A 26,699-nucleotide genomic window follows, 5' to 3' on the forward strand; every position below is an offset into this window, starting at 1 on the left:
CGATCACACCAGCTCCGTCTCGCTCGCCGGCTGCGGCCAGGCTGCGCGGCCGGCGGACGAGTCGTCCGCCGGGCCGAACACCTCGGGCGGCTCCGGGAACAGCCGGAGCGCGAGCGGGTAGAGCACCGCGGCGACGATCCCGGCGACCAGGAAGCCGACGTCGGTGCCCCCGAGCAGGTCGGCGCCGGGGCCGACGAACCAGGTGTTGGCGGAGCAGAGCAGCCCCGCCGCGGTGGCCAGGCCCCACACCGTCATGGCCGGCAGGTGGAACCCGTGCCGGAACCAGTAGATGCCGCCCTTCTCGCCCCGGTTGAAGACCTGCAGGGCGTCGACGTCGTACCAGCCCTTCCGGCGCAGGTGGCCGATCGTCACCATCACGATCCACGGGATGGAGAAGCTGGCCAGCAGGGTGAGGAACACGCTGACGCCGTCCTCGATGCCCTGGCTGAACTCGCCGATGTACACCAGCGCCGTGGCCAGGACGCAGGCCAGCAGGGTGGCTTGGACCCGGTTGAGCTTCGGGATGATCGCGGAGGTGTCCAGGCCGGTGCCGTAGGTGTTGATCACCGCTTGCGCCGTCCCCGAGGCCAGACCCATGTAGATCAGGCCCGGGACGAACCACAGCGGGGCGGCGTCGACGAGGGCGAGCACGTACGGCGTCCCGGCGTCCGCGGTGCCGGCGGAGAACATGGCCGCAGAGGTGAAGGTGCCCCACATGAACGGGCCGCCCATCCCGAACAGACCGCCCAGGAACAGCGACCGCACGATGGACCCGTTGGTGTGCAGCTTCGTGGAGATGTGCCGGGTCCAGTCGCCGGCGTAGGCGCCGTACGAGGCGACGGTCGAGCCGCAGATCAGCGCCGAGAGCACCCAGGTGGGCAGGGCCGCGCCGAGCGCGTACTCCCCTGTCCCGGCGTAGGAGGCGTCGAAGTCGCGCCCGTACACGACCAGCCCGACCACCATGACCAGGCCGGCCGTGGGGAGCATGAACCGTTGCGCGGCGACCATGTTGGCGTGCCCGAGGATCGACACGACCGTGACGATCACCGACAGGACGCCGTAGGCCACCAGCCGCGGCACCGTGTCGTCCTCGATCCCGAAGAAGGCCTGCAGCGCGCCGGCCAGCGCGTCGCCCCCGGTCCAGATGCTGAGCGCGGCGAAGGCGAGCGACGCCGTCGCCTCCAGGAACGAGCCGATGAGCCGCCCGGCGACGCCGAAGTAGGCGCCGCTGGAGACCGGGTTGTTGGTGCCGGTGCGGGGTCCCATCAGGCCCATCGGCGCCAGCAGAGCCGCGCCGAACGCGGACCCCACCGCCACGGAGCTCGCGGCCTGCCACCAGCTGAGCCCGAAGCTGATCGGGAACCAGCCGATGATGATCAGGCTGAAGGTCAGGCTGCCGCCGAAGAGGATGGCCCGGATGTTCTTCGGCCCGGATCGCCGCTCGCCCTCGGGGATGTACTCGACGCCGTACTGCTCGATCCTCCCGACCTGGTCCTTGACGGCGGGCGGTGCTGCGGTGCTGCTGTCTCCGTTCACGTGCGCAACCCCTGTTCTCCGTTGACGAGCCACTGGAAGGGACGTAGGTGCCGGGGATCGGTGGCGCAGAGGGTCTCGGGGTGCCACTGCACGCCGAGCAGGTCGGGACCCTCGATCGCCTCGATCACGCCGTCGGAGCTCCACGCGGTGGCGGTCAGCCCCTCACCGGGGGACCGGACCGCCTGGTGGTGGTGGGTGTTGACCTCGTCCAGGTCGCCGAGCACGACGCTGGTGAGGGTCTCCGGCTCGGCCTTGAGCCCGTGCCGGAGCGTCGCGTAGCCCCGGTCGTGCCGGATGTCGACGTGCGCGTCGAAGCCCGCTGCCGGCAGGTCCTGGAACAGGCTGCCGCCGTGCGCCACCGCCATGAGCTGCGCGCCCCGGCAGATGCCGAACACCCGGACGCCGGTCCGCTCGGCCCACGCCAGCGCCCGCAGCTCCATGTCGTCCCGCACGGGGTCGACGTGGTCCAGCGTGGTGCTGGGCCGGGCGCCGTAGCGCTCGGGGGAGATGTCCCCGCCGCCGGTCAGCAGGAGCGCCTCGACCGGGTGCAGCGACTCCTCCAGGCGGTCGTCGCCCGGCCCGAAGGCCGCGGGCAGCACCACCGGGGTGCCGCCCGCGGCGAGCACGGCGTCGACGTACGCCCGCAGGAGGGAGAGCGCCCCGTCCGCGTACCCCGCCACTATGCCGACGACGGTCACAGGTTCAGCAGGTAGGCCGCGCGCTCGCGATCGGTGACCTCGAGGTTGGCGCGATCCCACTCGGCGACCTTCATCTCGGCGTACTCGCGGATGAAGTTGGGGTGGAACACCTCGTGGGTGAGCGGGTCGGCCTCGAACGCCTCGACCGCCTCCAGCAGGCTGCGCGGCAGGCTGTCGACCTGGGCCATGTAGGAGAGGTCGTCGCGCGCCTCGCCCGGGTCGATGTTGTTGCGGATCCCGTCCAGGCCGGCGGCCAGCATGTAGGCGGCGGTCAGGTAGGTGTTCGCCGAGCTGTCCACTGCGCGGTTCTCGAGCGCCGGACGGTTGGCCGGCAGCCGCAGCATGCAGGAGCGGTTGTTGTAGCCGTAGCTGATCTTCGTGGGCGCCCACGAGATCTGGCCGTCGGCCAGCCGGGGGACCAGCCGCCGGTAGGAGTTCGTCGTCGGGTTGGCCAGGGCGGTCAGCGCGCGGGCGTGCTTGAGGACGCCGCCGACGAACGCGTAGGCGAGCTTGGTCCAGGCCTCGTTGCCGGTGCCCTCGCGGAAGACGTTGTTCCCGGTGTCGGCGTCCTCGAGGCTCATGTTGAAGTGCGCGCCGGAGCCCCAGAGATCAGCAAAAGGCTTCGGCATGAAGGTGACCAGCAGGCCGCACTCCTTGGCCGCCTGCCGAGCCATGAAGCGGAACAGCGTCAGCCGGTCGGCCGACTGCAGCACCGGGGCGTGCGCGAAGTCGAACTCGTACTGGCCCTCGCCGCCCTCGGCGTCGAAGCTGAACAGCCCGAAGTCGAGCTCGGCCATGTAGCTGGCCATCTTGTCGAGGAAGGGCAGCGAGTCGACGGTGGTCTCGACGTCGTAGGCCGGCGACGGCTTGATCTCGCCGGACAGCGCCATCGGCTTGAGCTGGCGGCTGTCCTCGTGCAGCGACTCGGGCTTGAAGGCGTAGAACTCCGGCTCGACGCCGAGCTGGGCGACGAAGCCGAGCTCGGCCGCCGCCGCGACCTGCTTCTTCAGGATCGAGCGCGGGCAGAGCGCGTACGGCTCGCGGCCACCCCACGACATGTCCGCGACCATCCAGGCGACCCGCCGGTCCCAGGGGAGGATCTTCAGGCTGGAGAGGTCCGGGATGCCGGCGACCTCGTCCTCGACCGGGTCCATGACGCCGATGCCGCCCATGCCGCGGGGCGTGTACCGCTCCGACCCGGCCAGCAGGTTGGGCAGGTGGTCGATCGGGACGGTCTTGGACTTCGGGCGGCCCAGGACGTCGATCCAGCTGGCGAGGGCGTACTTCACGCCCTGCCCGGCCAGGTCCTCGGCGAGCCTGCGGTGCTCGTCGCTGATCTCGTTGACGGTGTCCATGTGGTTTCTCCTGTCGGTGCTCTGCGCAGATGTGCGGGGGAGTGGATGGGATGCGGGGTCAAGCGGTGGCGTCGAGGGCCGCGGCGGCATCGAGGAAGGGCTGGAGCGGCGCGCGGAAGCAACCGGCACCGATCTGACCGCCGGCCCGCCCGGCGATGCCGACGTCCATGACCGGGGTGATGCCGGTGGCGGCCACGCGCCGGGCGTCGATGCCGGCCGGAGTGCCGCGGTACTCCAGGAACGGGATGCGGAACGTCGGGTGCTCGGCGACGGTGATCTCGTACATCTCGAGGTTGCGCTCGACCATCCGCTGGGGCGTGCCGCCCTGGTAGGCCTGCAGCGGGAACGCCGCGGCCTGGGCCAGCCCGCCCAGGCCGTTGACCTCGGTGATCGGGCTCTCGCCGCCCATGACCTCGATGTCGTCGGCAGTGAACCCGGGGAAGAGTTGGTGGGTCTCCGGGGTGGGCAGCGGGCCGCGGAACCAGCGCGTCCCGAGCCCGGCCACCCGGATGCCGAACTCCCGGCAGGAGAACGCCATCGCGGTGACGACGGAGGAGCCCGGGACGTCGTAGGCGCGGTCGGCCATCGACTTCGACGCGGCCATCGACAAGCGCAGGAAGAAGTAGTCCCCCGAGGTCATGTAGTCGGTGAGCGCGCGTGCGTGGGGTGATGCCAGGTCGAGCAGGGCCGGCACGATCTCGCGCAGGAACAGCAGCGATGCGGCCGTGTTACGGCTGTGCAGTTCGTCGCCCTGCCGCAGGGCCCGCTCGATCAGCGGCCGCAGCGGGATGCCGCCCTCGACGGACCGGACGACCTCGCCCAGCGTCGGGCCGATCACGTCGGCCAGGAACTCCAGGTTCTGCTGGACGTCCTGGTTGTAGAGCCCGTAGTTGAGCCGGGCCTTGGTCTCGCCCTCGAAGAGCGTGCAGTGCCCGCGGTGGCCGCTGTTGCGGTCCTCGACGACGAGCACCGGCATCGAGGCGGTGGTGACGCCGGCCAGCGAGCCGACGGTGGCGAAGTCGTGGCAGCCGGCCACCCGGACGTCGCCGTTGGCGAGGGCCTTCTCGGCCCCCTCCAGGTCGGGGGCGAGCCCCTCGTAGACGACGCCGCCGAGGATGGCCTGGCGCTGCCCGCCGGTGTACTCGGACCAGGGGAGCGGCGGGCCGGAGGTGAGGACGGTGTCCCTGGTCATCCCGGGCAGCGCGTCGATCGCCGGCCGGACGTCCACCAGCCGGGGCTCCCCGTCGAAGAGCCGCTGCACCGCGTCGCGGTTCGCGGCCTCGGTCCGGGCGTCGGAGTCGTGCACGGGTACCTCCAGGTTCTCGCCGGCCGAGGACAGGCAGTCGTCGGCCGGCCGGGCGGTTCAGGGGTGGAGCGGAGCGCCGAGGCGGACGTCGGCCACGGGCGCGGACCCTGCGGAGACCGCGTCGGATCGGGACGCCGAGGCTCCGCGGGTGTGATGCAGGACATGCCAAAGCGTTTTGGTAGCGGCATCGTGGCGACGTCCGAGAGGTGTGTCAAGCACCGGTTTCCCGGAGCGCCGGCGTCGGCCGGCGACTCAGTGCAGCAGTTTCAGCCCGACGACACCGCTGACGATGAGCATCAGGCAGAGCAGGCGCAGGACGGTCGCCGGCTCGGAGAGCGCGACCATGCCGTAGATCGCCGTCCCGACGGCGCCGATGCCGACCCAGACGGTGTAGCCGGTGCCGACGGGGATCTCGCGGAGGGCGTAGGCCAGCCCGGCCATGCTCACGACCATCCCCGCGGCCCAGATCGTCACGGGGATCGGGCGCGAGAAGCCCTTCGACTCCGCCAGCGCGGCGGCCCAGACCGTCTCGAACAAGCCCGAGACCACCAGCGCGACCCATGCCATGGTGCGCAGGTTAGCGGCTGTCAACGCAACGGCGTGAGGGTCGTATCCCGGCGCCAAGCAGGAAGGTTCTTGCTGTATCCGGACTCGCAACCTATGTTCGGGTTCGAAAGTCGTTCCCGTTCGGGGGGCGCCTGCGATCCGGGAGAGCCACGTGCGCATCCTCTACTCCACGGCAGCAACCGCCCGCGGCGGCCGCGACGGCGAGGTGGTCAGCGACGACGGCGTCCTCGACCTCGACCTGGCCACGCCTGTGGAGCTCGGTGGACCGGGTGGCGACCGGACCAATCCCGAGCAGCTGTTCGCTGCCGGTTACGCCGCGTGCTTCTCCTCCACCGTGCAGCACCTCGCCGGTCAGCGCGGCCTCGACGTGACCGGGCTCGAGGTGACCGCGCAGGTCGGGCTGGCCCACGAGAGCGGTGTGTCCGACCTGGCCGTCACCCTGGTGGTCGACTTCCCCTCCTCGGTCGATGCAGGGCAGGCCGGGGAGCTGCTGGAGGCGGCGCACCAGATGTGCCCGTACTCCCGGGCCACCCGGGGCAACGTCGAGGTCACGCTCCAGGTCGCATCACTGGTCTGACCGCTCGCTGGCATGCCTGAGACGGATATCGACGGCTATTCGTGCCAACCGGGCTCACTTCGACCCGGAGCGACCGCGAACTATTGACTTTCGAACGAACGCGGCCCTAGCGTCCGGGCCGCTCAGCCGTGCACCGGCACCCCGTCCACCGAGGAAGGAAGCCCGTATGCGCGTCCTCTACGTGAACCCCCTTCCCGAGGGTGGTAACCCGGCCATCGACGCGCTGGCATACGGGTTGGACGCCGCGGTGCGGCAGGCCGGCGGCGAGACCCGGGTCCTGACGACGGACTTCCGCCTGCCCGACATCGGACAGCAGACCGCGGACGCCTTCGATGCCGGGATCAAGGCCGGCGTCGACGCCATCGTGATGTACGCCCTCGATCCCGCCCAGCCGGCCGAGGCCGCCGCCCGGGTCCGTGCGGCCGGCGTGCGGTTGGTCTCGCTGGTCCGCCCCGACTTCGAGGTCGACGGAGCGGTCGTCTACCCGAACTTCAACCAGGGGCTGTTCATGGCCGGCTGGCTCGCCGCCCGGCTGACCGGCGAGGACCGGATCGGGATCATCGGCGGCCCCGGGACGCCGGACGACAACGAGGAGGTCGCCGGCCTGCTCTTCGGCTTCCGCCGGGCCGGGATCCCGGTCGTCAACGATCCGGGCCTGGACGAGTGGCGCAACATGACCGACGTCGCCGACGGCGGTCACGAGGTCGCGGTCCGGCTGCTGGCGGAGCACCCCGAGATCACCGCGCTGGTGCCCTACAACGACGAATCGATGCTGGGTGCGTTGCGGGCGCTGGAGGGCGACCCGCGCTGGGGCCGGCTGCCGATGGTGTCCCGCAACGCCGCCCCGAAGGCCGTCCAGGCCGTCCGGGACGGCCTCACCTCGGGCACCTGGGACATCGAGCCCACGGGCATCGGCTGGGCCGCGGGTGCGCTCGCCGCCCGGGTCGTGACCGGCGACGCCGCACCGGGGGAGCTGGCGATGAGCCCCGTCGGCCGGATGGTGCACGCCGGGAACCTCGGCACCTGGCAGCCGTGGGAGCAGCGGGTGGCCTGGCGCCCGCTGGTCCACGGCCTGGACTGAAGCCGCGCCCGAGCCGGCTTGCGACGAAGGAGCAGACAAGTGCGCGTGTTGTTCGTCAGTCCCATGGCCTACGGGTCGAACCAGGCCGTGGACGCGCTGGGCCACGGCCTGGAGAGCCGGCTCGCCGCCGACGGCATCGAGTGCCGGCTGAGCTTCCCGGACTTCCGCGGGGAGAACTGGATCGAGGGCTACGGCCGGGCGGTTCGGGCCGGCGCGGACGCCGGGGTCGACGCCATCGTGGTCTGGGTGATCGACGCGGCGGAGCCCGCCGAGGCGGTCGCCTACGCCCGCGGCAAGGGCGTCACGGTCGTCACCCTCGAGAAGCCGCGGTACCCGGTGGACGCCTCGGTCGTCTACCCCAACTTCAACCACGGCGTCTACATGGCCGAGTCCCTGGCCGGGATGCTGCACCCCGGGGCCGAGGTGGCCGTCGTCGGCGGCCCGGACGTCGTCGACGACATCGAGCTCATGCTCGGCATCACCCACGGCGTGCAGTGGGCGGGGCTGCGGCTGGTCAACGACCCCGAGGACCCGCGCTACAAGAACATCACCGATGTCGCCGAGGGCGGCCGGGAGAAGACGGCGAACATCCTCGCCGACTTCCCGAAGCTCGACGGGCTCATCCCGTACAACGACGAAACCATGCTCGGCGCCGTCCAGGCGCTCGAGGAGGCCGGTCGGCTCGGCGAGGTCACGATGGTCTCCCGCAACGGCACCCCGAAGGCGGTCGACCTCATCCGCCGCGGCGTCCACCACGGCACCTGGGACCCCGACATCCCGGGCATCGGTACGACCGTCGGCGACCTACTCGCCCGGCACCTGGTGCACGGCGAGCCGCTGGACGGCCAGGTCTTCGTCAGCCCGATCGGCCGCATGATCACGGCCGACACGATCGATGCCTGGGTTCCGTGGGAGCAGCGGGTCACCTACAACGAGCTCAAGGAGCTCGACGCGTGAGCGACAGTCGGATCCTGGTGATCGGCGGCACCGGAGCCACCGGCAGCGAGGCGGTCCGCCATCTCGTGCGGCGGGGCCTCCCGGTGCGGGTCGTCACCCGCGACCCGTCGCGAGCGGCGGAGAACCCGGCGCTGCGGGGTGCAGAGTTCGTGGCCGGCGACTCCTCCCGGCCGGAGACGCTGGCCGAGGCCTTCCGGGACGTCGAGAAGCTCTACCTGGTCCCGCCCACGCACCCGGGCTGGGACGAGACGCAGTCCGCGATGATCGACATGGCGGCCGCTGCAGGTGTGCGGCACGTGGTCAAGCTCTCGGTCTTCGAGGCCGACCCCACCGAGCCGTCGTTGATCCTGCGTTTCCACCACCGCGGCGAGCAGGAGATCGAGCGTCTGGGGATCGCGTTCACCCACATCCGGGCGAACTCCTTCTTCCAGAACGTGCTGCTGCTCGACGCCCCGGCGATCAAGGCCCAGTCCGCCTTCTACTCCTGCGTGGGCGATGCCCGGTTCGCCAAGGTCGACGCCCGCGACATCGGCGAGGTGGTGGCGACGGTGCTCAGCGAGCCGGGTCACGAGAACCGGACCTACGAGCTCACCGGGCCCGACCCGCTGACCTACGACGACATCGCGGCCGAACTCAGCCGTGCGCTCGAGCGCGAGATCCGGTACGTGGACATGCCGCCGGACGACTACGCCGCTCTGCTGAGCTCGGTCGGCGTCCCGCAGTGGCTGGCCGAGGAGTTCGCGACCCTCTACGGGCGCGGCAAGCAGCGAGCCGGCGCCAGTGCCCGTGTCACCAGCACGGTCGAGGACCTCCTCGGGCGGCCGCCCCGGTCGTTCGCCGACTGGGCCCGGGAGCACGCCGACGTGCTCCGCGCGGCCTGAGTCCCCACCTCGTCGCTCCTGCCTGCGTGCTGCGGCCCGCCGGCACTCCTCGAAGGGACGGTCAATGACGACGACCCCGCGCGTCCTGGTCATCGGCGGCACCGGCGGCACCGGCAGCGAGGCGGTGCAGCAGCTGCTGCGGCGTGGCGCGGAGGTGCGCGTGGCCACCCGTGATCCCGAGCGGGCCCGCACACTGCCCGCGCTCGCAGGCGCCGAGGTGGTCGCGGGCGACTCCTCGGTGCCGGAGACGCTGGCGCCCGCGCTCGCGGACGTCGACAAGGTCTACTACGTCCCGCCTACCCTCCCGGGCTGGGACGTCGTGCAGTCGGCAACCGTGGCGCTGGCGGCCGACGCCGGTGTCCGGCACTTCGTGAAGATGTCCGCGATCGGGGTCGCTGCCGACGAGCCCTCGATGAGCCTGAGCTTCCACTGGAAGGGCGAGCAGGACGTCGAGCGGTCGGGGATGGCCTGGACGCACATCCGCCCCAGCTCCTTCTTCCAGAACGTGCTCCTGCTCGACGTCCCGTCCCTGCGAGACGAGGGCCGGTTCTACGCCCCGCTCGGCGATGCCCGGGTGGCCAAGCTCGACACCCGGGACATCGGTGAGGTGGTCGCCATCGTCCTGACCGACCCGGGGCACGAGAACCGGGTCTACGAGCTGACCGGACCGGCCGCGGTGACCTACACGGAGATGGCCGACGTGCTCAGCGAGGCGCTCGGCCGGCGGATCGAGTACGTGGACCTGACCGCTGACGAGTACGAGGCCCACCTCGTCGCGACCGGCTGGCCGGAGTGGGTCGCCGTCGAGTTCGCCTCGATCTACGGCCGCGGCTTCTACCGGGCCGGCGGCAGCAGCTTCGTGACGACGACGATCGAGGACCTGCTGGGCCGTGCGCCCCGCTCCTTCGCCGACTTCGCCGCCGACCACGCTCACGTGATCCGCGGCTGACGGTCCGCGCCCACGCCGCCGTCGCCCCCCTCAGCTCTCCCGCAGGGAGGAAGCGAGGGCGGGCAGGTCCGATGATGGGTAGGACGGCATTCGGCCTTCACGACTGTCCGGCAGGGGACCGAGGTGGTGGAGCGGCGGTGACGTCGGCGCCGGATCCGATGCCCTCGGTGTCCGGTGTGAGCGCTGCGAGGACGTCCTCCTCGTCCTCGTGGGCGCGTCGGACGGCGGCGTCCAGCAGTCGGAGCTGGCGGTCCAGCGGTTCCTGTCGGTCGGGCGGTGCCACGCTCTTGAGATCGGCCAGGGCCGCGCACAGCTTCCGGGTCACCTGCGGCTCCGACGCCCCGGCGAGGCGGATCTCGTCGAAGGCCAGCCGGACGTAGCCGTCCCAGCTGACGGTCCGCTCGATCAGGCGAACCACGCCGTCCTCGTCGCGGTGTTCCCCGCAGGGGAGGGGGCGGGCGGAGATCTGGCGCAGCAGGTCGTGCAGCCGGTGCAGCGCCTGGACGGCCGTCGTGGGGTCGTTGAACGGCTGTGCGATCGATCGCACGGCGATGTCGACGAGCTTGCGGAAGCCGTAGGCCAGGTCCTCGGTGTGCACGCGTTCCGGGCCCAGCAGGAGGTGGCGGGTGATGTCGGTGGCCTGCAACCGATGGGCCGGGCCCCCGTCCTCGCTCACCGACGACCGGGTGCCCGGATGCACCCGGAACAGCGGCGCACCGCCGACGACGAAGTCCCCGACGACGGGGACCAGCTCCAGCACGCAGTCCGCCTGCCGGGCTGCGGCGACCAGGGCGGGGCGGTCGACGCGGATCACGTTGCCGGGCTCGGCGGCGACCATCTCGTCCGGTCCGGCGGTGACGACGGGCGAGTCTCCGTGCTCGCGGACGATGAACTCGCGGCTGCGGTCGCCGACGAGGTCGATCAGCCCGGCGACCCGCAGGCCCTGGCCGGCGTGGTGCACGAACAGGACGAGCACGACGATGCTGGCGAGCATCAGGACGTAGGACAGCAGCATCGACAGTCCGGGCACGGTGCCGGTGTCTGAGCCCCGGATCTCGCGGAGGGTCAGCACCGCGACCAGGAAGCTGCCGCCGAACAAGCCGATCGCCATCTGGCTCCACCGGTCGGTGAGCAGCGCCCCCACGATGCGGGGTGAGAACTGGCCCATCGCCAGCTGGACCGCGACCAGGGTGACCGTCAGGACGAGGGTGGTCAGCGACACCATCGCGGTGGCGAACGAGGACAGGATCGTCTGGGCGTCGGACGGCGTCCCGGTCAGGCTCTGCGGCACGAGCCGGTAGTCCGTCGCCCGGTCCACGGCGAGCGTGCCGACTGCGAGGAGGGCGCCCACGGCAAGGCAGCCGAGCGGCAGCAGCCAGAGGCTGGTGCGGACGAAGCGCTGGACCCGCAGCCAGCTCATGCGCGGAAGGCCCGCGGCCCCGCCGCCTGGGTGGACGACTCGTGCTCGGTCATGGTCTCCCCTCCGTGAGGACGGATGCGCTCGTGCGGACGGGCTCGACCTGGCGACCTCGTGGAGCGCCCGGGCGCCCCATGTAACCGATGCCGAGTGGGCAGCACCATCGGCAGAACGACCTATTCAGGTCCGGCAGGGCGACGCGGACAGAGGCACGTAGAGGCCTTCGCGCTCGGCCCGCACCGCGGCGAGCGTCCGCGAGGGCGCATCGAGCTTGACGAGGATGTGCTCGAGGTGGGCAGCGACGGTTCGCGGCGTCACGACCAGCGCGCGGGCGATCTGCTGGTTGGAACACCCGTCGATGAGCAACCCGAGCACCTCCAGTTCGCGCGGCGTCAGCCCCCGCAGGTCGGTCACGGGGGAGAGGACCACGGCTCCGAGCAGGCGTGCCGGTGCCTCCCCGGGACTGGCCAGGACGGTCACGCGGACGTGCCCGTCCGGGGCATGGCGGCCTCCGCGCGGCCAGAGGAAGGATGCGAAGACCTGGCCGTCGTCGATGTACGAGCCGGCGATGGCGACGACGGGCGATCCTTGGGCGAGCAGTGCGTCGCCGTCGAGGCCGGGGAGCGGCCGGGTGGCGCTGTCGCGGCACAACACCGCACCGGCGGTGGCCCCCCGCACCACCCGCGCTGCCGCGGCCAGCGAGCGCAACGGGTCGATCCCACGTGCCAGAACAAGGGTGAGCTGGTGCAACCGGCGCCGCGCGACGGAGGACGGTGGCTCCTGGCTGCCGTAGAGCAGCGCGAGGAACCCGACGTGGCGCCGGCCGCTGTCGAACAGTGCAACGGCCAGAGCTTCGTGGATGCCGGCGGGGATGAGGCACTCCGCCCATGTCGGCAGGTCTCCGGCCGGGTATGGCAGGTCGGACGGGCTCAGCGGAGGGCGGGCACGGTCGGTCCCTGTCACCTCGATGTCGTGCGCCATCTTGGGACTACTCAGGTACTGCAGGGTGCCGTGGTCGAGGTCGGCGCCGGCCAGGGCGGTGTAGCTGCTGTTCGTCGGGTCGGCGAGGGCCAGCCACGCGGCGTCGAAGGGCACGAGGCGGCGGAGGTTCTGCAACATCTCCCGCGAGCGTTGGGGAAGAGGACTGGTCGAGGCGGCGACCTCGGCCAGTTCAAGGCACGCGGCCTCGTCCATGGGCGCTCCAGGGGCGCAGGTCAGCGAGCACGCTGTCTGTTCAACGGTGCCGACTCCGGACCCCGCGTGCCCGGTTACCGCGGAAACGGCCGGAGTAGTCCCGTACCCGGTGAGGAAAAACCGCAGTGTCCGGAGGTACCGGCTAACGGTGCCAGCGACACGGCTGGCGGGCGTCGCCGTGGAGGCGGTCGGTCAGGCCGCCGCGACCGCGGACATCACCCGGCACGACCCGCTGCGCGGGTCCTCCAGCTCTGCGCGGCCGGGCCACGCAGGGCCCGCTGGGCGGCAGCGGCCACGCCGATGCCCACAACGGCGGCGGCCGACGGTTTCGGCGACCAGCGCAGCGCGGCGATGGCCCAGCCGACGGGGGCCTCGCGTTGCCGATCGGACTCACGACGCGGTGCTGTCGCCGGCTCGGGCGACGTCGTCGCGAAGGCATCGATCATCCCGGGGACGAAGGCGGCCATGTCCTGGGGCCCCCTGCTCGTGGTGAGGTTCCCGTCCCGGACGAGCTCCTGATCGAGCCAGGTGGCACCCGCGTTCACCAGATCGTCGCGGATGCCGGGCCAGGAGGTGAGGGTCCGTCCGTCCACGAGACCCGCCGATGCGAGCACCCACGGTCCATGACAGAGGGTGGCGATCGGCCGGCCACTTGCGGCGAACGCGCGAACGAACTCCCGTGCCGGGGCGGACTGCCGGAGGAGGTCGGGATTGATGAATCCACCGGGCAACAGCAGGCCGTCGTAGTCGCCGGGATCGGCTTCGCCGATCGTCTTGTCCACGCGGACCCGGCTTGCCGGCATGTGCAGGTTCACCCCGCGGATCCGTCCGCGCCGTAGGGACACGACGTCCACCGTGGCGCCGGCCGCCTTCAGGGCTCGCAGCGGAACGACCAGCTCGACCTTCTCGAAGCCGTCGGCCGCCACGGCAGCGATCGTGCGGCCCTTGAGCCGGCGTCTGGTGGGCATGTCGTCCCCCTGTCGCTCCACGGCGCACACATGGCGGCACTTCCCCTGGCAGGGGAAGCCCCGACCGGCGCGCCACAGACAGTTGTTCTCAGCTGGCCGGCGGCTCAGCGCTGAGCGGGGTACCCGCCCCCGACAGCAGGACACACGTTCCTGGTCGGACTGACGCGTGACCAGCCCGTTGTCCGGCGAGCCCGTCCGAACTCACCGCCGGCCACGTGGGGCACGGCCGACCGGCCTCACGGCGGGTCCGCCGCAGCCGGTGCGGCCGTCGGAGCAGGCTCGGGAAGCGCGTTCGGGACGACGTCCGGCTCGGTGTCGGCCCGCGCCGCGGGCACCGCGTAGGCCCAGACGAGGTGCCCCACGGTCGGGCCCGCCAGGTCCTCGGCGAGGTAGGCCCGTGCCCGCTCCTCCAGGGCGGCGTCGGCGACCGTGCCCCGTTCGACGTGCTGGCGCAGGTGTTCACGCCACGTGCTCACGGTGAACGTCTCCAGGAACAGCTCGGGATCCTCGGCGTCCTGGAACACGCCCCACAGGAAGGCACCGGTGCGGCGCCGGGCACGGGCGAGGTCGCGCATCACGTCCAGGAAATCGGGGACGTCGGGGTCCCGCACCCGCCACTTCACGGTGACCAGCACCGGCCCGGCGTCCGGGTCCCAGTCCAGGGACGGCGGCCGCGGCCACGGGAGTTCGCTGTGCCGGACGTCGTGGTCGGACTGCAGCGGCACCAGGAGCAGTCCCAGCAGCGCGGCGAGCACCAGCCCCCCCGCCGGCAGGAGGAACGCCGCGGTCAGTCCGAGGATGTCCGCGACCGTGCCCCACATCACCGCCCCGAGCGCCTGCCCGCCCATGAACACGAGCTGGAAGTAGGCCAGCGCCCGGGCCCGGGCCCAGGTGGGGAGCAGCAACTGGGCGGTCGCGTTGAGCGTGGACTGGACGGCGATCCAGCTGAGGCCGGCCAGCACCAGGGCGGCCACGACCAGCACCGGTGAGGGGTGCACGCCCACCACGGCCACGGCCGCCGCGTAGGCCAGCATCGCGACGGTCACGACCACGCCCGGGCCCCGCCGGGCGCGCAGCCGCGGCAGCACCGCGGTGCCGAGGACCGCCCCCGCCCCCACCGCGACCAGCAGCCCCCCGTACCCGTTCGGCCCCATGCCCAGGGGCCCGCGGGCCACGGCCGGCAGCAGAGCCCAGAGACCGCTGGCGAACACCATGAAGAGGGCCGAACGGGCGAGCACGCTGCTGAACGCGGGCGCACTGCGGACGTACCGCAGCCCCGCTCGGATGGCCTGGCCGACCCTCTCGGTGCCCAGCAGCCGCCGGGTGACCGGTCGCGGCCACCGGTACAGGACTCCGAGCACCCCGAGGAAGGACGCGGAGTTCAGCGCGAACGCGGCGGCGGGACCGGCCGCAGCGACCAGCAGCCCGCCGATCGCCGGCCCGACGGCGCGGGCGACGTTGGCGTTGGCGCCGTTGAGCAGCGCCGCGAGCGGGAGCTCCTCCCGGGGCACCAGTTCGGGCTGGACCGCTTGGAAGCAGGGCGCGGCGAGCGCCTGCCCGACCGCCAGGACAGCGGTGAGGGCGAGCAGCCGGTTCGGCGTCACCCCACCCGCCGCCGTCAGCACGGCCAGCGCGGCGGAGGCCAGCAGCATCAGCGTCTGGCTGAGCAGCAGCAGCCGCCGACGGTCGAGGATGTCCCCGAGCGCTCCGGCGGGAATGACGAGGAGAAAGACGGGCAGCGTGGCCGCCGTCTGCACGAGAGCGATCTGCAGGGCGCTGCCGCCGAGATCCCCCATGAGCCACTGCGCGCCCACCGTCTGGGCCCAGGTGCCCGTGTTGGCCACGAACTGGGCGATCCACAGAGCGCGGAACCAAGGGTGCCGCAGCGGCGCCCAGGCGGACGGGACGGCCGCCCGGGAGGGTTCGGGAGCAGGGGTGTCCCGGCGGACGTCGACGACGTCGGCCATCCCCGGGCTGTACCCGCCGGGTCCGAGCTCACGCCCCGATCGGGCGCTCCCGCGGTCCACGCAGCTGATCGCGGCGAGCCCGCGCTGGACCGCGGTCTCGCCGGCGGCCCGGCGGTCCGGACCACGGGAAGCAGATGACCCTCGGCATCGAGCATGTCCCGCCAGCCGTGCAGCGGCACCGGCCGCAGTCGTACGGCCTCCCCCTGATGGTCTCCTCGTTCGACCCGGGAGCCCTGGGCGTTCTGCGGGCGACGGTGCCGCGGGTGTCCCTCGGACTGCTGACCTCGCACCGGTTCCCGGGAGATGGCCGTGGTGACCTGCGTCCACATGGACGTCGAGGTGCTGGGGCTCCACGTCGGCTCACTGCGCGAGGGTTCCGTTGTGGCGCCGTCCGGCCGCCGAGATTGGTCGTTCTACCGAGTGCGTCCATCAGCCGACCGAGAAATGTTGGGGGAGGCGGCCGCCACCGGCGGAGCGGCGGATCACGGCCACGGCGCCGGGCTCCCCGGTGGCGCGACCGCGGATCCAGCCAGAGGAGGTCGGCCGTGTCGGAGTCCACACCCGCCGAAGGCGGCCGGTGCGGCGCCATGCAACTGCTGAGCCCCGCGCAGCGCCGTCAGTGGCAGGAGGAGGCCCTCCACTCGCCCGGCCTCCGGTACGGCCTCCCCGCCCGGCTGCTGTTCCGGCTGGAGGACGTCGTCTTCGGCCGGGGTCGCAGCGTGCCGAAGTTCCGGGCCCTGGAGATCATCAACCGGGTCGCGTACCAGGCCTGGGAACAGGCTGCCTACTACCTCGCCGGCAGGTTGCGGGAGCGCAGTGCCCGCGCCCGCCAGCTGCACGACACCGTCGAGGTCGATCGGGCGGAACAGGACAACGAGAAGTGGCACGTGCTGATCCTCGATGAGCTGGAGGCCGCCGAGGGAACGCGGGAGAGCTGGTTGCGCTTCCGGCTCCTCCCGCAGCTGGTCGCCTTCGCCGTCTACCAGCAGTTCTGGCTGATGCGCGTGCTGAGGCCGGCCTGGGCCTACCGGTTCAACGCCGACATCGAAGACCATGCCGAGCACGAGTACGCCCGGTTCGTCGCGGAGCATCCGGAGTGGGACGCCACGCCGTTCCGGTCCCTGGCCGCGCCGGAGTACGGCAGGTACGACTCCCTTGCCGACGTTCTCCGTCAGATCGGCAACGACGAAGGGGTGCACAAGCGGATCAGCCTCGATCGCCTGGCCCGCGCGCGGTGAGCACGCTGACGGCCAGTCCCGCGGCGGTCAGCCGCTCGGAAGCGCGCCGGCGGTGTGCCACGGCTCCGTGCTCGTAGCCCCCCCCGGATCAGGCCCGATCAGCGCTCCATCAGCCGGGAGTCCAGCAGCTCACCGCCCGCCGCGAACACCCGCGCCGCGGCCGGCGGGGCGTAGGTGGCGAGGCCGGGCGCGGTCCTGGCCGACGCCAGGCCGAGCGTGCGGGGGCCAGGCCGCGGAGCAGGCGGGCCGGCCAGGACGACCGCCAGTGTGCCGGCACCAGCTCCGACGCCGCCCCCGGCCGGCATGCCCGGGCAGTGGTGCCGCTCTCGGCAGTCTGAACGTCGAAGCCGATCACAGCCGGACCGGGGGCGCGGCCCATCGGTAGATCTGCCGATCTTTCGGCGGAGCCGCGCGGTGAGGCCGGATGTGGGGTGGCCGCCTTCGGGGAGCCGGCGCAGAGTCAGGGGGCCGGTGAGCAGAGCCGGCCGGTTGGCTCCCCGTGGTGCTCTCCCGAGCCTCGGGGCCCGCGCCCCAGGAGGCGATCAGTTGCGAGCGATGGTGTACCGAGGTCCCTACAAGGTCAGGATGGAGGAGAAGGAGCGGCCGAGGATCGAGCACCCCAACGACGCCATCGTCCGGGTGCAGCTGGCCGCGATCTGCGGCTCGGACCTCCACCTCTACCACGGGATGATTCCGGACACCCGGATCGGTCACACCTTCGGCCACGAGATCATCGGTGTGGTCGACGAGGTGGGGTCGTCCGTGCAGAACGTGCAGGTCGGGGACCGGGTGATGGTGCCGTTCAACATCTTCTGCGGCACCTGCTGGTACTGCGCGCGCGGTCTGTACTCCAACTGCCACAACGTCAACCCGAACGCCACCGCCGTCGGCGGCATCTACGGCTACTCGCACACGACCGGGGGCTACGACGGCGGCCAGGCGGAGTACGTGCGGGTGCCGTTCGCCGACGTCGGCCCGTCGAAGATCCCGGACTGGATGGCCGACGAGGACGCGGTCCTGCTGACCGACATGACGGCGACCGGCTACTTCGGAGCGCAGCTCGGCGACATCGTCGAGGGCGACGTCGTCATCGTCTTCGGCGCCGGGCCCGTGGGACTGGTGGCGGCGAAGTCGGCCTGGCTGATGGGGGCCGGCCGGGTCATCGTCATCGACCACCTGGACCACCGGCTGGAGAAGGCGCGCACCTTCGCCCACGCCGAGACCTACAACTTCACGGAGTACGGCGACATCGTCCTCGAGATGAAGAAGGCCACCGACTACCTCGGCGCAGACGTCGCCATCGACTGCGTGGGCGCCGAGGCGGACGGCAACTTCATCCAGCACGTCACCTCGTCCAAGCTCAAGCTGCACGGCGGCTCCCCGGTCGCGCTGAACTGGGCGATCGACTCCGTGCGCAAGGGCGCGACCATCTCGGTGATGGGCGCCTACGGGCCGCTCTTCAGCGCCGTCAAGTTCGGCGACGCGATGAACAAGGGGTTGACGATCCACACCAACCAGTGCCCGGTCAAACGGCAGTGGCCCCGGCTGTTCGAGCACGTGCGCAACGGCTACCTCAAGCCCAGCGAGCTGGCCACCCACCGGGTGCCCCTCGAGGACATCGCCGAGGGGTACCACATCTTCTCGGCCAAGCTCGACGGCTGCATCAAGCCCCTCGTCGTCCCGACCGCGGCGTGAGCGACAGGAGAGCCCGATGACCTACACACCGCACAAGCCGCCGATCGCCGAGTCGCCCGACGAGCTGAGGAAGCGCATCCCGGGCTGGGGCGTCGACCTCGACCCCAAGGTCCGGCCGTCGGTGCCGAAGCTGCAGTTCCAGGAGGACTTCACCGGCGCGCACTGGGAGTTCCCGGAGCGGCAGCCGGAGAGGTATCCGCGGGAGCGCTCGGTCGAGCACGGGATGCTCACCCCGGTCTTCGGCACCGCCCAGCCGCCGTCGGGCGTCTCGGGTGCCATCCGTCGCTACGCCTACCGCTACAGCGAGGGGCGCACGGCGCACTGGCTGCTGCTCATCTTCGCCGACCGGGTGGATGCGTGGGAGCACCACCTGAAGTCGTTCCTCACGCTCCACCCGGACAACCCGATCACCCAGACCGGGGTGAAGGCCGAGTTCACGCATCACGGCCTGCGGTCGCGGGTCGGGCAGCACCGCACGGACCTCAAGCACCAGCCGCTCGACCCGGTGATCGTCGCGGGCCCGTGGATCGCCGCGGCCGGGGCGGTCTACGCCGGCGCCCGGAGCGTGGCGAAGTCGCTGGCGCACGCCGGCTCCAACGGACAGCTGCCGGTGCACTGAGCCGGTAACGGCTCGCTCGGGACACAGACGGACCAGCGCAACCTGGGGGAACAGCATGCCGTCGGACGAGGTGTCGAACGGGCGGCCCCACCCCGCGGTTCTCGAGGCCGCGCCCTCCCCGGTACGCCCCGCGCGACGCGGGGTGGGACCGGTGTGGGACGACGGGGCCGGCGAACTGCTCTGGGCGGACACCGCCGGGCAGGTCCGGTGGGGCCGGGTCGACGGGGCCGGCGGCGTGCGCGACGTGGCGGTGCGCCCGGTCGGTGAACCGGTCGCGGCCGTGGCCCTGACCACGAGTTCCGGCTGGCTCGTGGCGGCCGGGAGCGGTTTCCGCGTGCTCAGCCCGGACGGCGGGGTGAGCGTCCTGCTGGACCTCGAGGGGGCCGGCCGGATGTGCGGCGGCGCCTGCGACCGCGCCGGCCGGTTCTTCGCCGGCGTGACCGGCCCGCGCGCGCACGAGGAGATCGGGCCGGGAGCCCTGTATCGGGTGGACCTCGACGGACTGGTCAGCACCGCCGCGACCGGTCTGATCGATCCCGTCGGGATCGCCTGGTCGCCGGACGACGACATCCTCTACCTCGCCGACTCCGGCGCGCGGACGGTGACCGCCTATGACTACGACGTGGACCTCGGCGCGCTGGATCGGCCGCGGGTCGTGCTCGACTTTCCCGTCGACGAGCCCGCGATCCCCGCCGGCCTGACCGTCGACCGGGCCGGCCATCTCTGGGTCGCGCTGGAAGGCGGTGGTCAGGTGCGCCGGTACAGCTCCGCGGGGCGGCCCGAGGAGGCGGTGCGCGTGCCGGCGACACAGACGTCCGGGTGCACTTTCGCCGGCCCCGATCTCGACATCCTGGTCGTGACGACGTCGGCCGAGGGACTGCCGGATCCAGAGGGGATCGCCCAGCCCGATGCCGGCCGGCTGTTCACCGTGCGCAGGTCCGATGTCGCCGGCCGGGGCGCCTTCCGCTACCGCGGCCCGCTGCGCAGCCTGACGAACGCCTGACCCGGCCGGCCTCACGCCCCCTCCAGGCGATTCAGCAGCCGCTTCACCAGGTCCTGGAACCCCGCGCACGGCGCCGTGCCGCTCGGCGGGTCGCTCGGTCGCCGCCAGCCGGGCGAGATCGGCAGGACCGCCCATGGAGGAGCCCCCGCATGACCGCATCCACGATGCGCGCCGTGACCCTGCCCGACGGCACCGTCGCCCCGGCCCTCGGCATGGGCACCTGGTACCTGGGCGAGGACCCCGGCAGGAGCGACATCCAGCTGGATGCCCTGCGCACCGGCATCGACATCGGCCTGACGCTGGTCGACACCGCCGAGATGTACGGCGACGGCGCCGCCGAGGAGCTCGTCGGCCGGGCGATCGCCGGCCGGCGGGACGACGTCTTCCTGGTCAGCAAGGTGTTGCCGCACCACGCCACGCGCCAGGGCACGGTGGACGCCTGCCAGCGGAGCCTGCGCCGACTGGGCACCGACCGCCTGGACCTGTACCTGCTGCACTGGCGCGGCCGGGTCCCGGTCGAGGAGACCGTCGCCGCCTTCGAGTCGCTGGCCTCCCGCGGGCTCATCCGTTCCTGGGGCGTGAGCAACTTCGACGTCCCCGACCTCGACAATCTGGTCGGGCTTCCGGGCGGCAACCGGGTCCAGACCGACCAGGTGCTCTACAACCTGTCCCGGCGCGGCCCCGAGTACGACCTGATCCCCTGGTGCCGCGCCCGGCGCATGCCCCCGATGGTGTACTCGCCCGTCGACCACGGCCGGCTCGTCGAGCACCGGGCCGTGCGGGACCTCGCCGCGGAGAAGGGGGTCACCCCGGCCCAGCTGGCCATCGCGTGGGTGCTGCGGCTGCCCGACGTGTTCGCCGTCGCCAAGGCATCGACCCGCGCACACGTCATCGAGAACCGCGCGGCGCTGGAGATCGGCTTCAGCCAGGCGGAGCTGGACCAGCTCGACCGGCTCTTCCCCCCGCCGTCCGGCAAGGTCCCGCTCGACGTCCTGTAGGACCGGCCGGTCTCGCGCCGGTCCTAGCGGGGCTCGCGCATGTGCTCGGCCACCCCGCTGGGGGCACGAGTGCGGGCCTGCTCGGCCGCCCGGCTCGCCGATCGGCCGGCTCCGGGGTCGACGGCAACCGACCGAACCACCTCCGCACGGCTGCGGTAGTCGACCGGCGGGACGGCCCGGAGGCTGCGGACCACCGCCTCGGGGGCGCCCGCCCGCTCGGCGGCGGCGACCAGCGCCTCCTTGCCGGCCGGATAGTCGATGTCCTGCAGGTACCGCAGGACATCCTCGGGGGTGAGCGGATCGGTCACGGTGGTCGCCTTCCGAGTGGTGGTCGTGGGTGTCCGGCGCTCGTGGGGGCTCAGCCGTGGGACCCGACCGCGGCGATCGCCGCGTCGATCCGCCGGGCGAGCTCGACGTCCATGTCGGTCACGCGGTCGAGCGAATGCGTCCAGACCTCGAAGGTGACCGTGTCCTGCAGCTGCTCGACGTGCGCGTGGTGGGTCATGTCCTGCTCGGCGCGGGCGACGGCGTCGCGCAGGGGGCGGTGGCGCTCGGGCGGGAGGACGACGGTGCGCCGCAGCCGGTGTTCGTCGCCTTCCCAGCCCTCCAGGGCGGCGAGCTCGCGATCGATCTCCTCCCGCTCGAGCAGTCGCGGGGTCAGCTCGATCGGCACCCCGGACCCGCGCGGCGGCACCCCTTGGTCGATCGGTGAGAACAGCTCCTCACCGTCCGGCAGTCGCCGGGCGAGGACGCCGGCCACCTCTGGCTCGGAGTCGGCCAGCGTCGACAGGACCGCCTGGGTGTAGAACCGGGCCCGCTCGGCCGGGCATCCGCACCTGGCAGTCACCGCGGAGATCAGGGCGGCGCCGCTCTCGGGGTGCAGACCCGGGCCCCGGATCTCGGCGGCACCCCGGAGGGAGCCGGGCAGGACCGCGGCCAGCCGGTCGCGGTCGGACTCCTCCAGCGAGGCGGCCGCGGCGGCGATCACCGCCTCCACCGCCCGCCGGGCCTCCCCGGTGTCGGCCGCGCCGGCCTGCGCTCCCGCTGCCTCGATGAACGTCGCGTACTGGATCACCGGACTCCTCTCCGGTCGTCGGCCGATGCCTGGTGGCGCCGGAAGTTCAGGCCATCGGCCCGACCAGCTCCCGGTATTCCTGCGGCAGCTGGGAGAGGACGTCGTCGAACTCCCCGGGTGTGACCGCCTCCCGCACCGTGGTCAGGACGGCGGCGGCCCCGGTCCGGGCCTCGTCCGGACCGACGTCCCCGCGTTCCGCGATCCGGCGCACGAACTCGTCGACGCCGAAGGCCTCCGCCTCTTCGCGCGGGGGACGCAGGTCGTCCTGGAGCCGGGCCGGCAGCTGCGCGGCGAGGTCCTGGGCTTCGCCGCCGCTGATGCGGTCGGCGAGGGTCCGCAGCGTGGCGTGCTCGATCCGCTCCGCCGTCTCCTCGGGCATGCCGGCCCGCTCGGCCGTCGTCCGCGTGAACGTCGCGTAGTCCATCTCCGCTCCCGGAGGCGCCGTCCGGCGCCGGTCGTAGGGATTCCGTCGTTCGAGCGCGGCTCCGACGCTAGGACCGGGCACGGCGCGTGGACATCGGTCGATCGACCGATCCCCTCCGGTCCCGGGGTCTGCGCACGGCCGCGATGTCAGCGACCGAGCGCTCCGTCTCGACCAGATCAGGCACCTCCCGCCGGACATGGGCCGAGAACCACGCGCGCCCGACCATCCTCGGCAGTCACGCCGGCCACGGCCGCAAGACGCAGTCGACTCAGTGCTCGGGGGCTGGAGTCCGCGGGCCTCCGCGGGGTCGAGGAACGCCGTGCCGCTCCTCGGGCGGGGCTTCGGCGCGGGTGTAGTCGATGCGCGCCCACGTGGTCTTCCGTCGGCCGTCGACGACCCAGCCGTGTGCACCGGTCACACGGGCGACCAGATACAGGCCGAGGCCGCCGAGGGCGGCGTCGCGACCGACTGCCGGCGTCGGCGGCCGGTTGGGCGCGGCGTCGCTCACCTCGAGCAGCCAGTAGGTGTCGTAGGCGGTGATCGCCAGGCGGACGGGCGCGCCACCATGTCGCAGTGCGTTGGAGGCGAGCTCCTCGAGGGTCAGCAGGAGCCGTTCGACCGCGCCCTCGTCGGCATCCGGCGGTCGCGACTCCGCGTGCAGCGCTGCGGCGATCCGCCGCCGACAGCCCGTCAGGTCGGCGAGGCTGGTCGGCTCGAACCGGGCGATGGTCACGGCGCCGGGGCCGGCGACCGGGGGCGGGCGTCGTCCCCACAGTTCCGCGTCCACCGACGATCCCTCCGACTGCACAGCTCGGGTGCGGCAAGTTACCGGGCGGCTGGGGCGTGGCCCTCAGCCGACCCGGTTCCCGGCCGGCTTCGGCACCGCTGGAGATAGTCGGTGAGGAACGCCCGGGCGGCGGGGCCGCGGGGGCCGTCGGCCCTGGTCACGACGCCCAGCTCCCAGAGCGGGGCGTCGGCCAGCGTGGCCGTGCCGATGCCGGCGAAGGTCTCGCGGTCGATGCACCCGAGCGGGGCGTACGCGATGCCGACTCCGCGCTGGACGAGAGCGAGGACAGAGGACAGGTCGGTGACCTCCAGGCCGACCCGGCGCTGCAGTCCACGCTCCTCCGTCATCTGGTCGAAGAGCTCCCGGGCCCACCATCCGCGGGGCAGGTCGACGACGAACTCGTCGAGCAGTTCCCGCGGGTCGACGGCGTGCGCCCCGGCCAGCCGGTGACCCGCAGGACAAGCCACGGCGAGCGGCGTGCTGGCGAGACGGTCGAAGCGGAGCGCCGGCCGCGCACCCGGGGGAAGGGGGGCGACGGCGAAGTCGACCTCACCCTCGGCCACCAGTCGCGCGGCCTGGCCCGCGGAGGTGGGGAGCATGTGCAGACTCACGCCGGGGTGCTCGTCGCGGAACCAGCGGATGGTGTCGGCCAGATCCAGGCCGCGGGGCAGGGCCACGGTCGCCACACGAACCGAGCCACGGAGCAGCCCCTCGACCGCCGCGACGGCGTTCCGGGCCTGTTCGGCCTCCGCGATCACCGCGCGGGCGTGACCGAGGAAGGCCCGCCCGGCCTCGGTGAGCTCGGCCCCACGCGACCCGCGCGTGAAGAGCTGGGTGCCGAGCTCGCGCTCCAAAGCGAGCAGGGACGCCGAGAGGCTCGACTGCACCATGTAGAGCCTGGCTGCGGCATGCGTGAACGAGCCCTCCTTCGCGACGGCGAGGAAGTGCTCGAGTTGCCTCAGTTCCACAGCCGGAGGGGTCGGCGCGGGTCGCTGTGCATCAACTCCTGCGACGTTCCAGAGCATCGACCGACACGACGTGTGACCGGCGGCCGCCGTCGACCGGCAGGCACGCGCTGCGCAGCGTGCTCGCCAGGGGTCGGTCCGCCGGTCACACCTCGAGGATCGTCGTCCCGACGGCCCGTGGACATGGACGGAGTGTCACGACGTACCGGACGGAGTGTCCGTTCCTCGTAGCAGGTGGATGAGTTCCTGCTGCGAGCCGACCCCGAGCTTGCGGAACACGCTGGACAGATGGTTGCGCACGGTACTGGGGCTCAGGAACAGCGCGCGGGCGATCGCCGGGACGCGGTCGCCGTTCATCAGCCGCAGCACGATCTCCAGCTCCCGGGAGGACAGACGGCCCAGTGCGGCGTCCGTAGGCAGGGCCGCGGCCATCCTCGAGGCGGTGGCCGACCGCAGGGCGTGGTCGAACTGCCACAACGTCTGCTGCATGCCGGCCGCGGACGCCAGCGCGTCTGCGGATTCCTCGTCCAGCAGCGCGAAGGCGAAGCTCGGTGGCGGTTGCATCGGCAACAGCAGCAGCTGGCAGCGGCTCGTGCGGAGTCCGACCAGCTCCGCCCGAACCTGGAGGCTGGTACCCAGGCCGGTGTCCACGCTTCGCGCCAGGTCCCTCAGCAGCGGAGTCACGTCCGGGGCAGCGACGAGCCGGAACAACGACTGGCCCACGACGTCGGCCGCTCGATGGTCGAACAGTGCGGCGGCGTCCGCGCTCATCCGGTCGATGACGAGGTGTGCGTCGGTCGAGCCGACGACCGCCTCCGCGCGCGTGCCCTCCGGTCGCCGCAGCGCCTCGCCCAGCGTGGCCGCGTCGGGCAGGAGCTTCGCCAGCGCGAAGCTGTGGCGCTCCCCGCCGTCGACGGCGCGGATCCACACGGTCATCGAGACCGCCCGGCCGCCCCGTCGGATGCTGCGCCGTGCTTCGTAGCCGTCGAGCAGACCGGCCGCGACCATGTGCAGCGCGTCGCTCTGCGGGTCCGCGGTGAAGTCCTCGAAGCTCTTCCCGACCACAGCATCGCCGTCGGGACACAGCAGCTGCTCGGCCACGGGGCTCGCGGCCAGGATCTGCCCCGATGGCACGGCCAGGAGCAACGTCGGCAAGGGGCAGCGGGCCACGACGTGAAGCACTTCCGACGGCGGGCCGGCTGCCGCCGGCCGCGGGAGTCGGTCCAGGATCTCCGGCACGGCACACCACCCCGCGTCGGACCGTAGCGCTGGGCCGCAACCCCGGCCGTTCCCTTCGACGGCGCCTGGACGTCCCGCGACGCGGCGTGCCGATCAGGTGCCCAGCCGCCGACCGGTGTCGGCAGGGCTGCCGATACCGCCACCCCGCTCCCGGCACCACGCTGGTCTCGACGTCGACCTGCCATCGCGACTGGACGAAGGGCGTCCTGACCGCTCGAGACGAGGAGGGGCCATGCTGGTTTCGTCGGATCCGGGCGTGGCGCACGCCTGGCTTCGAACCACGTATCCCGGCTACGCGCCGGAGGAGACCAACAGCCGCAGGAGCTTCCTGTTCCAGGCGGTGCACGAGCAGGCGGGCCGCATCGGGATCTCCCGTCTCAGGTACTCGACGACCGCGGACAACAACGTCACCCCGGAGGTGCTGCTCGTCGTGCGCCCCTCGGCCGGCGCCATGTTGGTTCGGCTCGGCCGGGAGGAGTTCGCCGTCCCTCCGGGCGCGCCGGTGCTCCTGCCGGCGCGCCAGCCGGTGAGCATCCTGTGGGCCGATACGGAGGCCGCCTGCGTCTGCCTGAACGCGGACGACGTCGAGCGGGTCGCGGTCGAGAGCAGTGGTCTCGACGACCTGGCGCTCCGGTTCACCGGGCCGCGGCCGATGCTCCCAGGCCTCGACCAGCGTTGGAAGGACACGGTGCAGGCCGTGACGCGTGCGGTGCTCCGCAACCGGCGCACCACGGCCGGCCCCGTGCTGACCGGGCAACTGGTCCAGCGGCTGGCCGAGGCCGTCCTGGACACCTTCCCCAGCACCCGGCTGGCCACCCGTCGCCGTCTTCCGCCCGACCACGCGACGCCCGCCGTGGTGCGTCGTGCCGTCGACTTCATCGACGCCAACGCCGAGCGCGACCTGACGGCGAGCGACGTCGCCGCTGCCGCGGGGATCGGGCCGCGCGGGCTGCAGGCGGCGTTCCTGCGTCACCGGGACTCGACGCCGACCGCCTACGTCAGGCGGGTGCGACTGGACCGGGCGCACAGGGAGCTGGTGGACAGCGATCCGGCCGACCGCGACAACATGCCTGCCGTCGCTGCTCGCTGGGGTTTCCCCGCACCGAGCGCGTTCGTGACGGCCCATCAGCAGGTCTACGGGTCCTCACCGGACCGGATCTCGCAACGCTGAGGGGCGGACGACGCCCCCTCTCGAGCTCAGCC

At 72.4% G+C, this 26,699-nt stretch carries 27 protein-coding genes; 11 read left to right on the forward strand and 16 right to left on the reverse strand.

Features of this window, described 5'->3' with window-relative positions; translation table 11 throughout:
* Positions 1–3 precede the first annotated feature (3 nt).
* The 5 genes from AB3388_RS05470 to AB3388_RS05490 form a co-directional block, all read right to left on the reverse strand.
* Positions 4–1,536 carry a purine-cytosine permease family protein gene (locus AB3388_RS05470; RefSeq protein ID WP_495409743.1) on the reverse strand — a complete coding sequence of 511 codons (1,533 nt, stop codon included), beginning with the start codon at positions 1,534–1,536 and terminating at the stop codon, positions 4–6.
* On the reverse strand, positions 1,533–2,216 hold the full coding sequence (locus AB3388_RS05475) for a gamma-glutamyl-gamma-aminobutyrate hydrolase family protein (protein ID WP_495409744.1): 684 nt from the start codon (positions 2,214–2,216) through the stop codon (positions 1,533–1,535). Before AB3388_RS05475 ends, AB3388_RS05470 begins: the two co-directional genes overlap by 4 nt.
* A gap of 14 nt (positions 2,217–2,230) precedes the next feature.
* A complete protein-coding gene (locus AB3388_RS05480; RefSeq protein ID WP_495409745.1) occupies positions 2,231–3,589 on the reverse strand; it encodes a glutamine synthetase family protein in 1,359 nt (452 codons plus the stop codon).
* 58 nt (positions 3,590–3,647) lie between these two features.
* Positions 3,648–4,895: a YlbE family protein gene (locus tag AB3388_RS05485; protein ID WP_495409746.1), complete on the reverse strand. Its 1,248-nt coding sequence runs from the start codon at positions 4,893–4,895 to the stop codon at positions 3,648–3,650.
* A 252-nt stretch (positions 4,896–5,147) separates the two neighbouring features.
* Positions 5,148–5,462: a DMT family transporter gene (locus tag AB3388_RS05490; protein WP_495409747.1), complete on the reverse strand. Its 315-nt coding sequence runs from the start codon at positions 5,460–5,462 to the stop codon at positions 5,148–5,150.
* A 151-nt stretch (positions 5,463–5,613) separates the two neighbouring features.
* Between AB3388_RS05490 and AB3388_RS05495 the strand changes: the two genes are divergently transcribed.
* From AB3388_RS05495 to AB3388_RS05515, 5 genes are all read left to right on the forward strand, one after another.
* Positions 5,614–6,039: an organic hydroperoxide resistance protein gene (locus tag AB3388_RS05495; RefSeq protein WP_495409748.1), complete on the forward strand. Its 426-nt coding sequence runs from the start codon at positions 5,614–5,616 to the stop codon at positions 6,037–6,039.
* A gap of 166 nt (positions 6,040–6,205) precedes the next feature.
* Entirely contained in the window at positions 6,206–7,120 is a 915-nt protein-coding gene (locus AB3388_RS05500; protein WP_495409749.1) for a sugar ABC transporter substrate-binding protein, read from the forward strand.
* Positions 7,121–7,159: 39 nt separating this feature from the next.
* Positions 7,160–8,077 (forward strand): sugar ABC transporter substrate-binding protein, encoded by a 918-nt coding sequence (locus tag AB3388_RS05505; RefSeq protein ID WP_495409750.1) that lies wholly within the window; start codon positions 7,160–7,162, stop codon positions 8,075–8,077.
* The gene (locus AB3388_RS05510) at positions 8,074–8,958 is read left to right on the forward strand and encodes an SDR family oxidoreductase (RefSeq protein ID WP_495409751.1); all 885 of its coding nucleotides are present in this window, start codon (positions 8,074–8,076) and stop codon (positions 8,956–8,958) included. The genes AB3388_RS05505 and AB3388_RS05510 overlap by 4 nt, the downstream gene beginning before the upstream one ends.
* Positions 8,959–9,022: 64 nt before the next feature.
* The gene (locus AB3388_RS05515; protein WP_495409752.1) at positions 9,023–9,907 is read left to right on the forward strand and encodes an SDR family oxidoreductase; all 885 of its coding nucleotides are present in this window, start codon (positions 9,023–9,025) and stop codon (positions 9,905–9,907) included.
* Between the two features lie 97 nt (positions 9,908–10,004).
* Here the strand turns inward: AB3388_RS05515 and AB3388_RS05520 are convergent, their stop codons facing one another.
* The 4 genes from AB3388_RS05520 to AB3388_RS05535 form a co-directional block, all read right to left on the reverse strand.
* Positions 10,005–11,327: a DUF2254 domain-containing protein gene (locus AB3388_RS05520; RefSeq protein WP_495409753.1), complete on the reverse strand. Its 1,323-nt coding sequence runs from the start codon at positions 11,325–11,327 to the stop codon at positions 10,005–10,007.
* Between the two features lie 177 nt (positions 11,328–11,504).
* The gene (locus tag AB3388_RS05525; protein ID WP_495409754.1) at positions 11,505–12,518 is read right to left on the reverse strand and encodes a helix-turn-helix transcriptional regulator; all 1,014 of its coding nucleotides are present in this window, start codon (positions 12,516–12,518) and stop codon (positions 11,505–11,507) included.
* 215 nt (positions 12,519–12,733) lie between these two features.
* Entirely contained in the window at positions 12,734–13,486 is a 753-nt protein-coding gene (locus AB3388_RS05530; RefSeq protein ID WP_495409755.1) for a type 1 glutamine amidotransferase domain-containing protein, read from the reverse strand.
* Between the two features lie 236 nt (positions 13,487–13,722).
* Positions 13,723–15,453: an MFS transporter gene (locus AB3388_RS05535; protein ID WP_495409756.1), complete on the reverse strand. Its 1,731-nt coding sequence runs from the start codon at positions 15,451–15,453 to the stop codon at positions 13,723–13,725.
* Positions 15,454–16,040: 587 nt separating this feature from the next.
* Between AB3388_RS05535 and AB3388_RS05540 the strand changes: the two genes are divergently transcribed.
* Entirely contained in the window at positions 16,041–16,691 is a 651-nt protein-coding gene (locus AB3388_RS05540) for an alternative oxidase (protein ID WP_495409757.1), read from the forward strand.
* 98 nt (positions 16,692–16,789) lie between these two features.
* On the opposite strand, the gene AB3388_RS05545 is transcribed toward AB3388_RS05540, so the two are convergent.
* Positions 16,790–16,996: a hypothetical protein gene (locus AB3388_RS05545; RefSeq protein ID WP_495409758.1), complete on the reverse strand. Its 207-nt coding sequence runs from the start codon at positions 16,994–16,996 to the stop codon at positions 16,790–16,792.
* A 280-nt stretch (positions 16,997–17,276) separates the two neighbouring features.
* On the opposite strand from AB3388_RS05545, the gene AB3388_RS05550 reads away from it, so the two are divergent.
* The 4 genes from AB3388_RS05550 to AB3388_RS05565 all read left to right on the forward strand — a co-directional run bounded on the left by AB3388_RS05550 (position 17,277) and on the right by AB3388_RS05565 (position 21,006).
* Positions 17,277–18,386: a zinc-dependent alcohol dehydrogenase gene (locus AB3388_RS05550; RefSeq protein ID WP_495409759.1), complete on the forward strand. Its 1,110-nt coding sequence runs from the start codon at positions 17,277–17,279 to the stop codon at positions 18,384–18,386.
* A gap of 16 nt (positions 18,387–18,402) precedes the next feature.
* Complete coding sequence (locus AB3388_RS05555; protein ID WP_495409760.1) at positions 18,403–19,005, forward strand: hypothetical protein; 603 nt, start codon at positions 18,403–18,405, stop codon at positions 19,003–19,005.
* A 151-nt stretch (positions 19,006–19,156) separates the two neighbouring features.
* Positions 19,157–20,008, forward strand: a complete 852-nt coding sequence (locus AB3388_RS05560) for an SMP-30/gluconolactonase/LRE family protein (RefSeq protein ID WP_495409761.1) — start codon at positions 19,157–19,159, stop codon at positions 20,006–20,008.
* 149 nt (positions 20,009–20,157) lie between these two features.
* The gene (locus AB3388_RS05565) at positions 20,158–21,006 is read left to right on the forward strand and encodes an aldo/keto reductase (RefSeq protein ID WP_495409762.1); all 849 of its coding nucleotides are present in this window, start codon (positions 20,158–20,160) and stop codon (positions 21,004–21,006) included.
* A gap of 23 nt (positions 21,007–21,029) precedes the next feature.
* Here AB3388_RS05565 and AB3388_RS05570 read toward each other — a convergent pair whose 3' ends face one another.
* From AB3388_RS05570 to AB3388_RS05595, 6 genes are all read right to left on the reverse strand, one after another.
* Positions 21,030–21,314, reverse strand: a complete 285-nt coding sequence (locus AB3388_RS05570) for a DUF2795 domain-containing protein (protein ID WP_495409763.1) — start codon at positions 21,312–21,314, stop codon at positions 21,030–21,032.
* A gap of 50 nt (positions 21,315–21,364) precedes the next feature.
* Positions 21,365–22,081 carry a 4a-hydroxytetrahydrobiopterin dehydratase gene (locus AB3388_RS05575; protein ID WP_495409764.1) on the reverse strand — a complete coding sequence of 239 codons (717 nt, stop codon included), beginning with the start codon at positions 22,079–22,081 and terminating at the stop codon, positions 21,365–21,367.
* Between the two features lie 46 nt (positions 22,082–22,127).
* Positions 22,128–22,505: a DUF2267 domain-containing protein gene (locus tag AB3388_RS05580; RefSeq protein ID WP_495409765.1), complete on the reverse strand. Its 378-nt coding sequence runs from the start codon at positions 22,503–22,505 to the stop codon at positions 22,128–22,130.
* Positions 22,506–22,773: 268 nt separating this feature from the next.
* Complete coding sequence (locus tag AB3388_RS05585; protein WP_495409766.1) at positions 22,774–23,292, reverse strand: ATP-binding protein; 519 nt, start codon at positions 23,290–23,292, stop codon at positions 22,774–22,776.
* A gap of 38 nt (positions 23,293–23,330) precedes the next feature.
* Positions 23,331–24,260, reverse strand: coding sequence for a LysR family transcriptional regulator (locus AB3388_RS05590; RefSeq protein ID WP_495409767.1), 930 nt, complete (start codon positions 24,258–24,260; stop codon positions 23,331–23,333).
* 192 nt (positions 24,261–24,452) lie between these two features.
* The gene (locus AB3388_RS05595) at positions 24,453–25,391 is read right to left on the reverse strand and encodes a LuxR C-terminal-related transcriptional regulator (RefSeq protein WP_495409768.1); all 939 of its coding nucleotides are present in this window, start codon (positions 25,389–25,391) and stop codon (positions 24,453–24,455) included.
* 337 nt (positions 25,392–25,728) lie between these two features.
* Here AB3388_RS05595 and AB3388_RS05600 point away from each other — a divergent pair, with 337 nt between their 5' ends.
* Positions 25,729–26,667 carry an AraC family transcriptional regulator gene (locus tag AB3388_RS05600; RefSeq protein WP_495409769.1) on the forward strand — a complete coding sequence of 313 codons (939 nt, stop codon included), beginning with the start codon at positions 25,729–25,731 and terminating at the stop codon, positions 26,665–26,667.
* The last annotated feature ends 32 nt before the right edge of the window (positions 26,668–26,699 follow it).

Source organism: Geodermatophilus sp. SMS 5-13 (genome assembly GCF_059428245.1).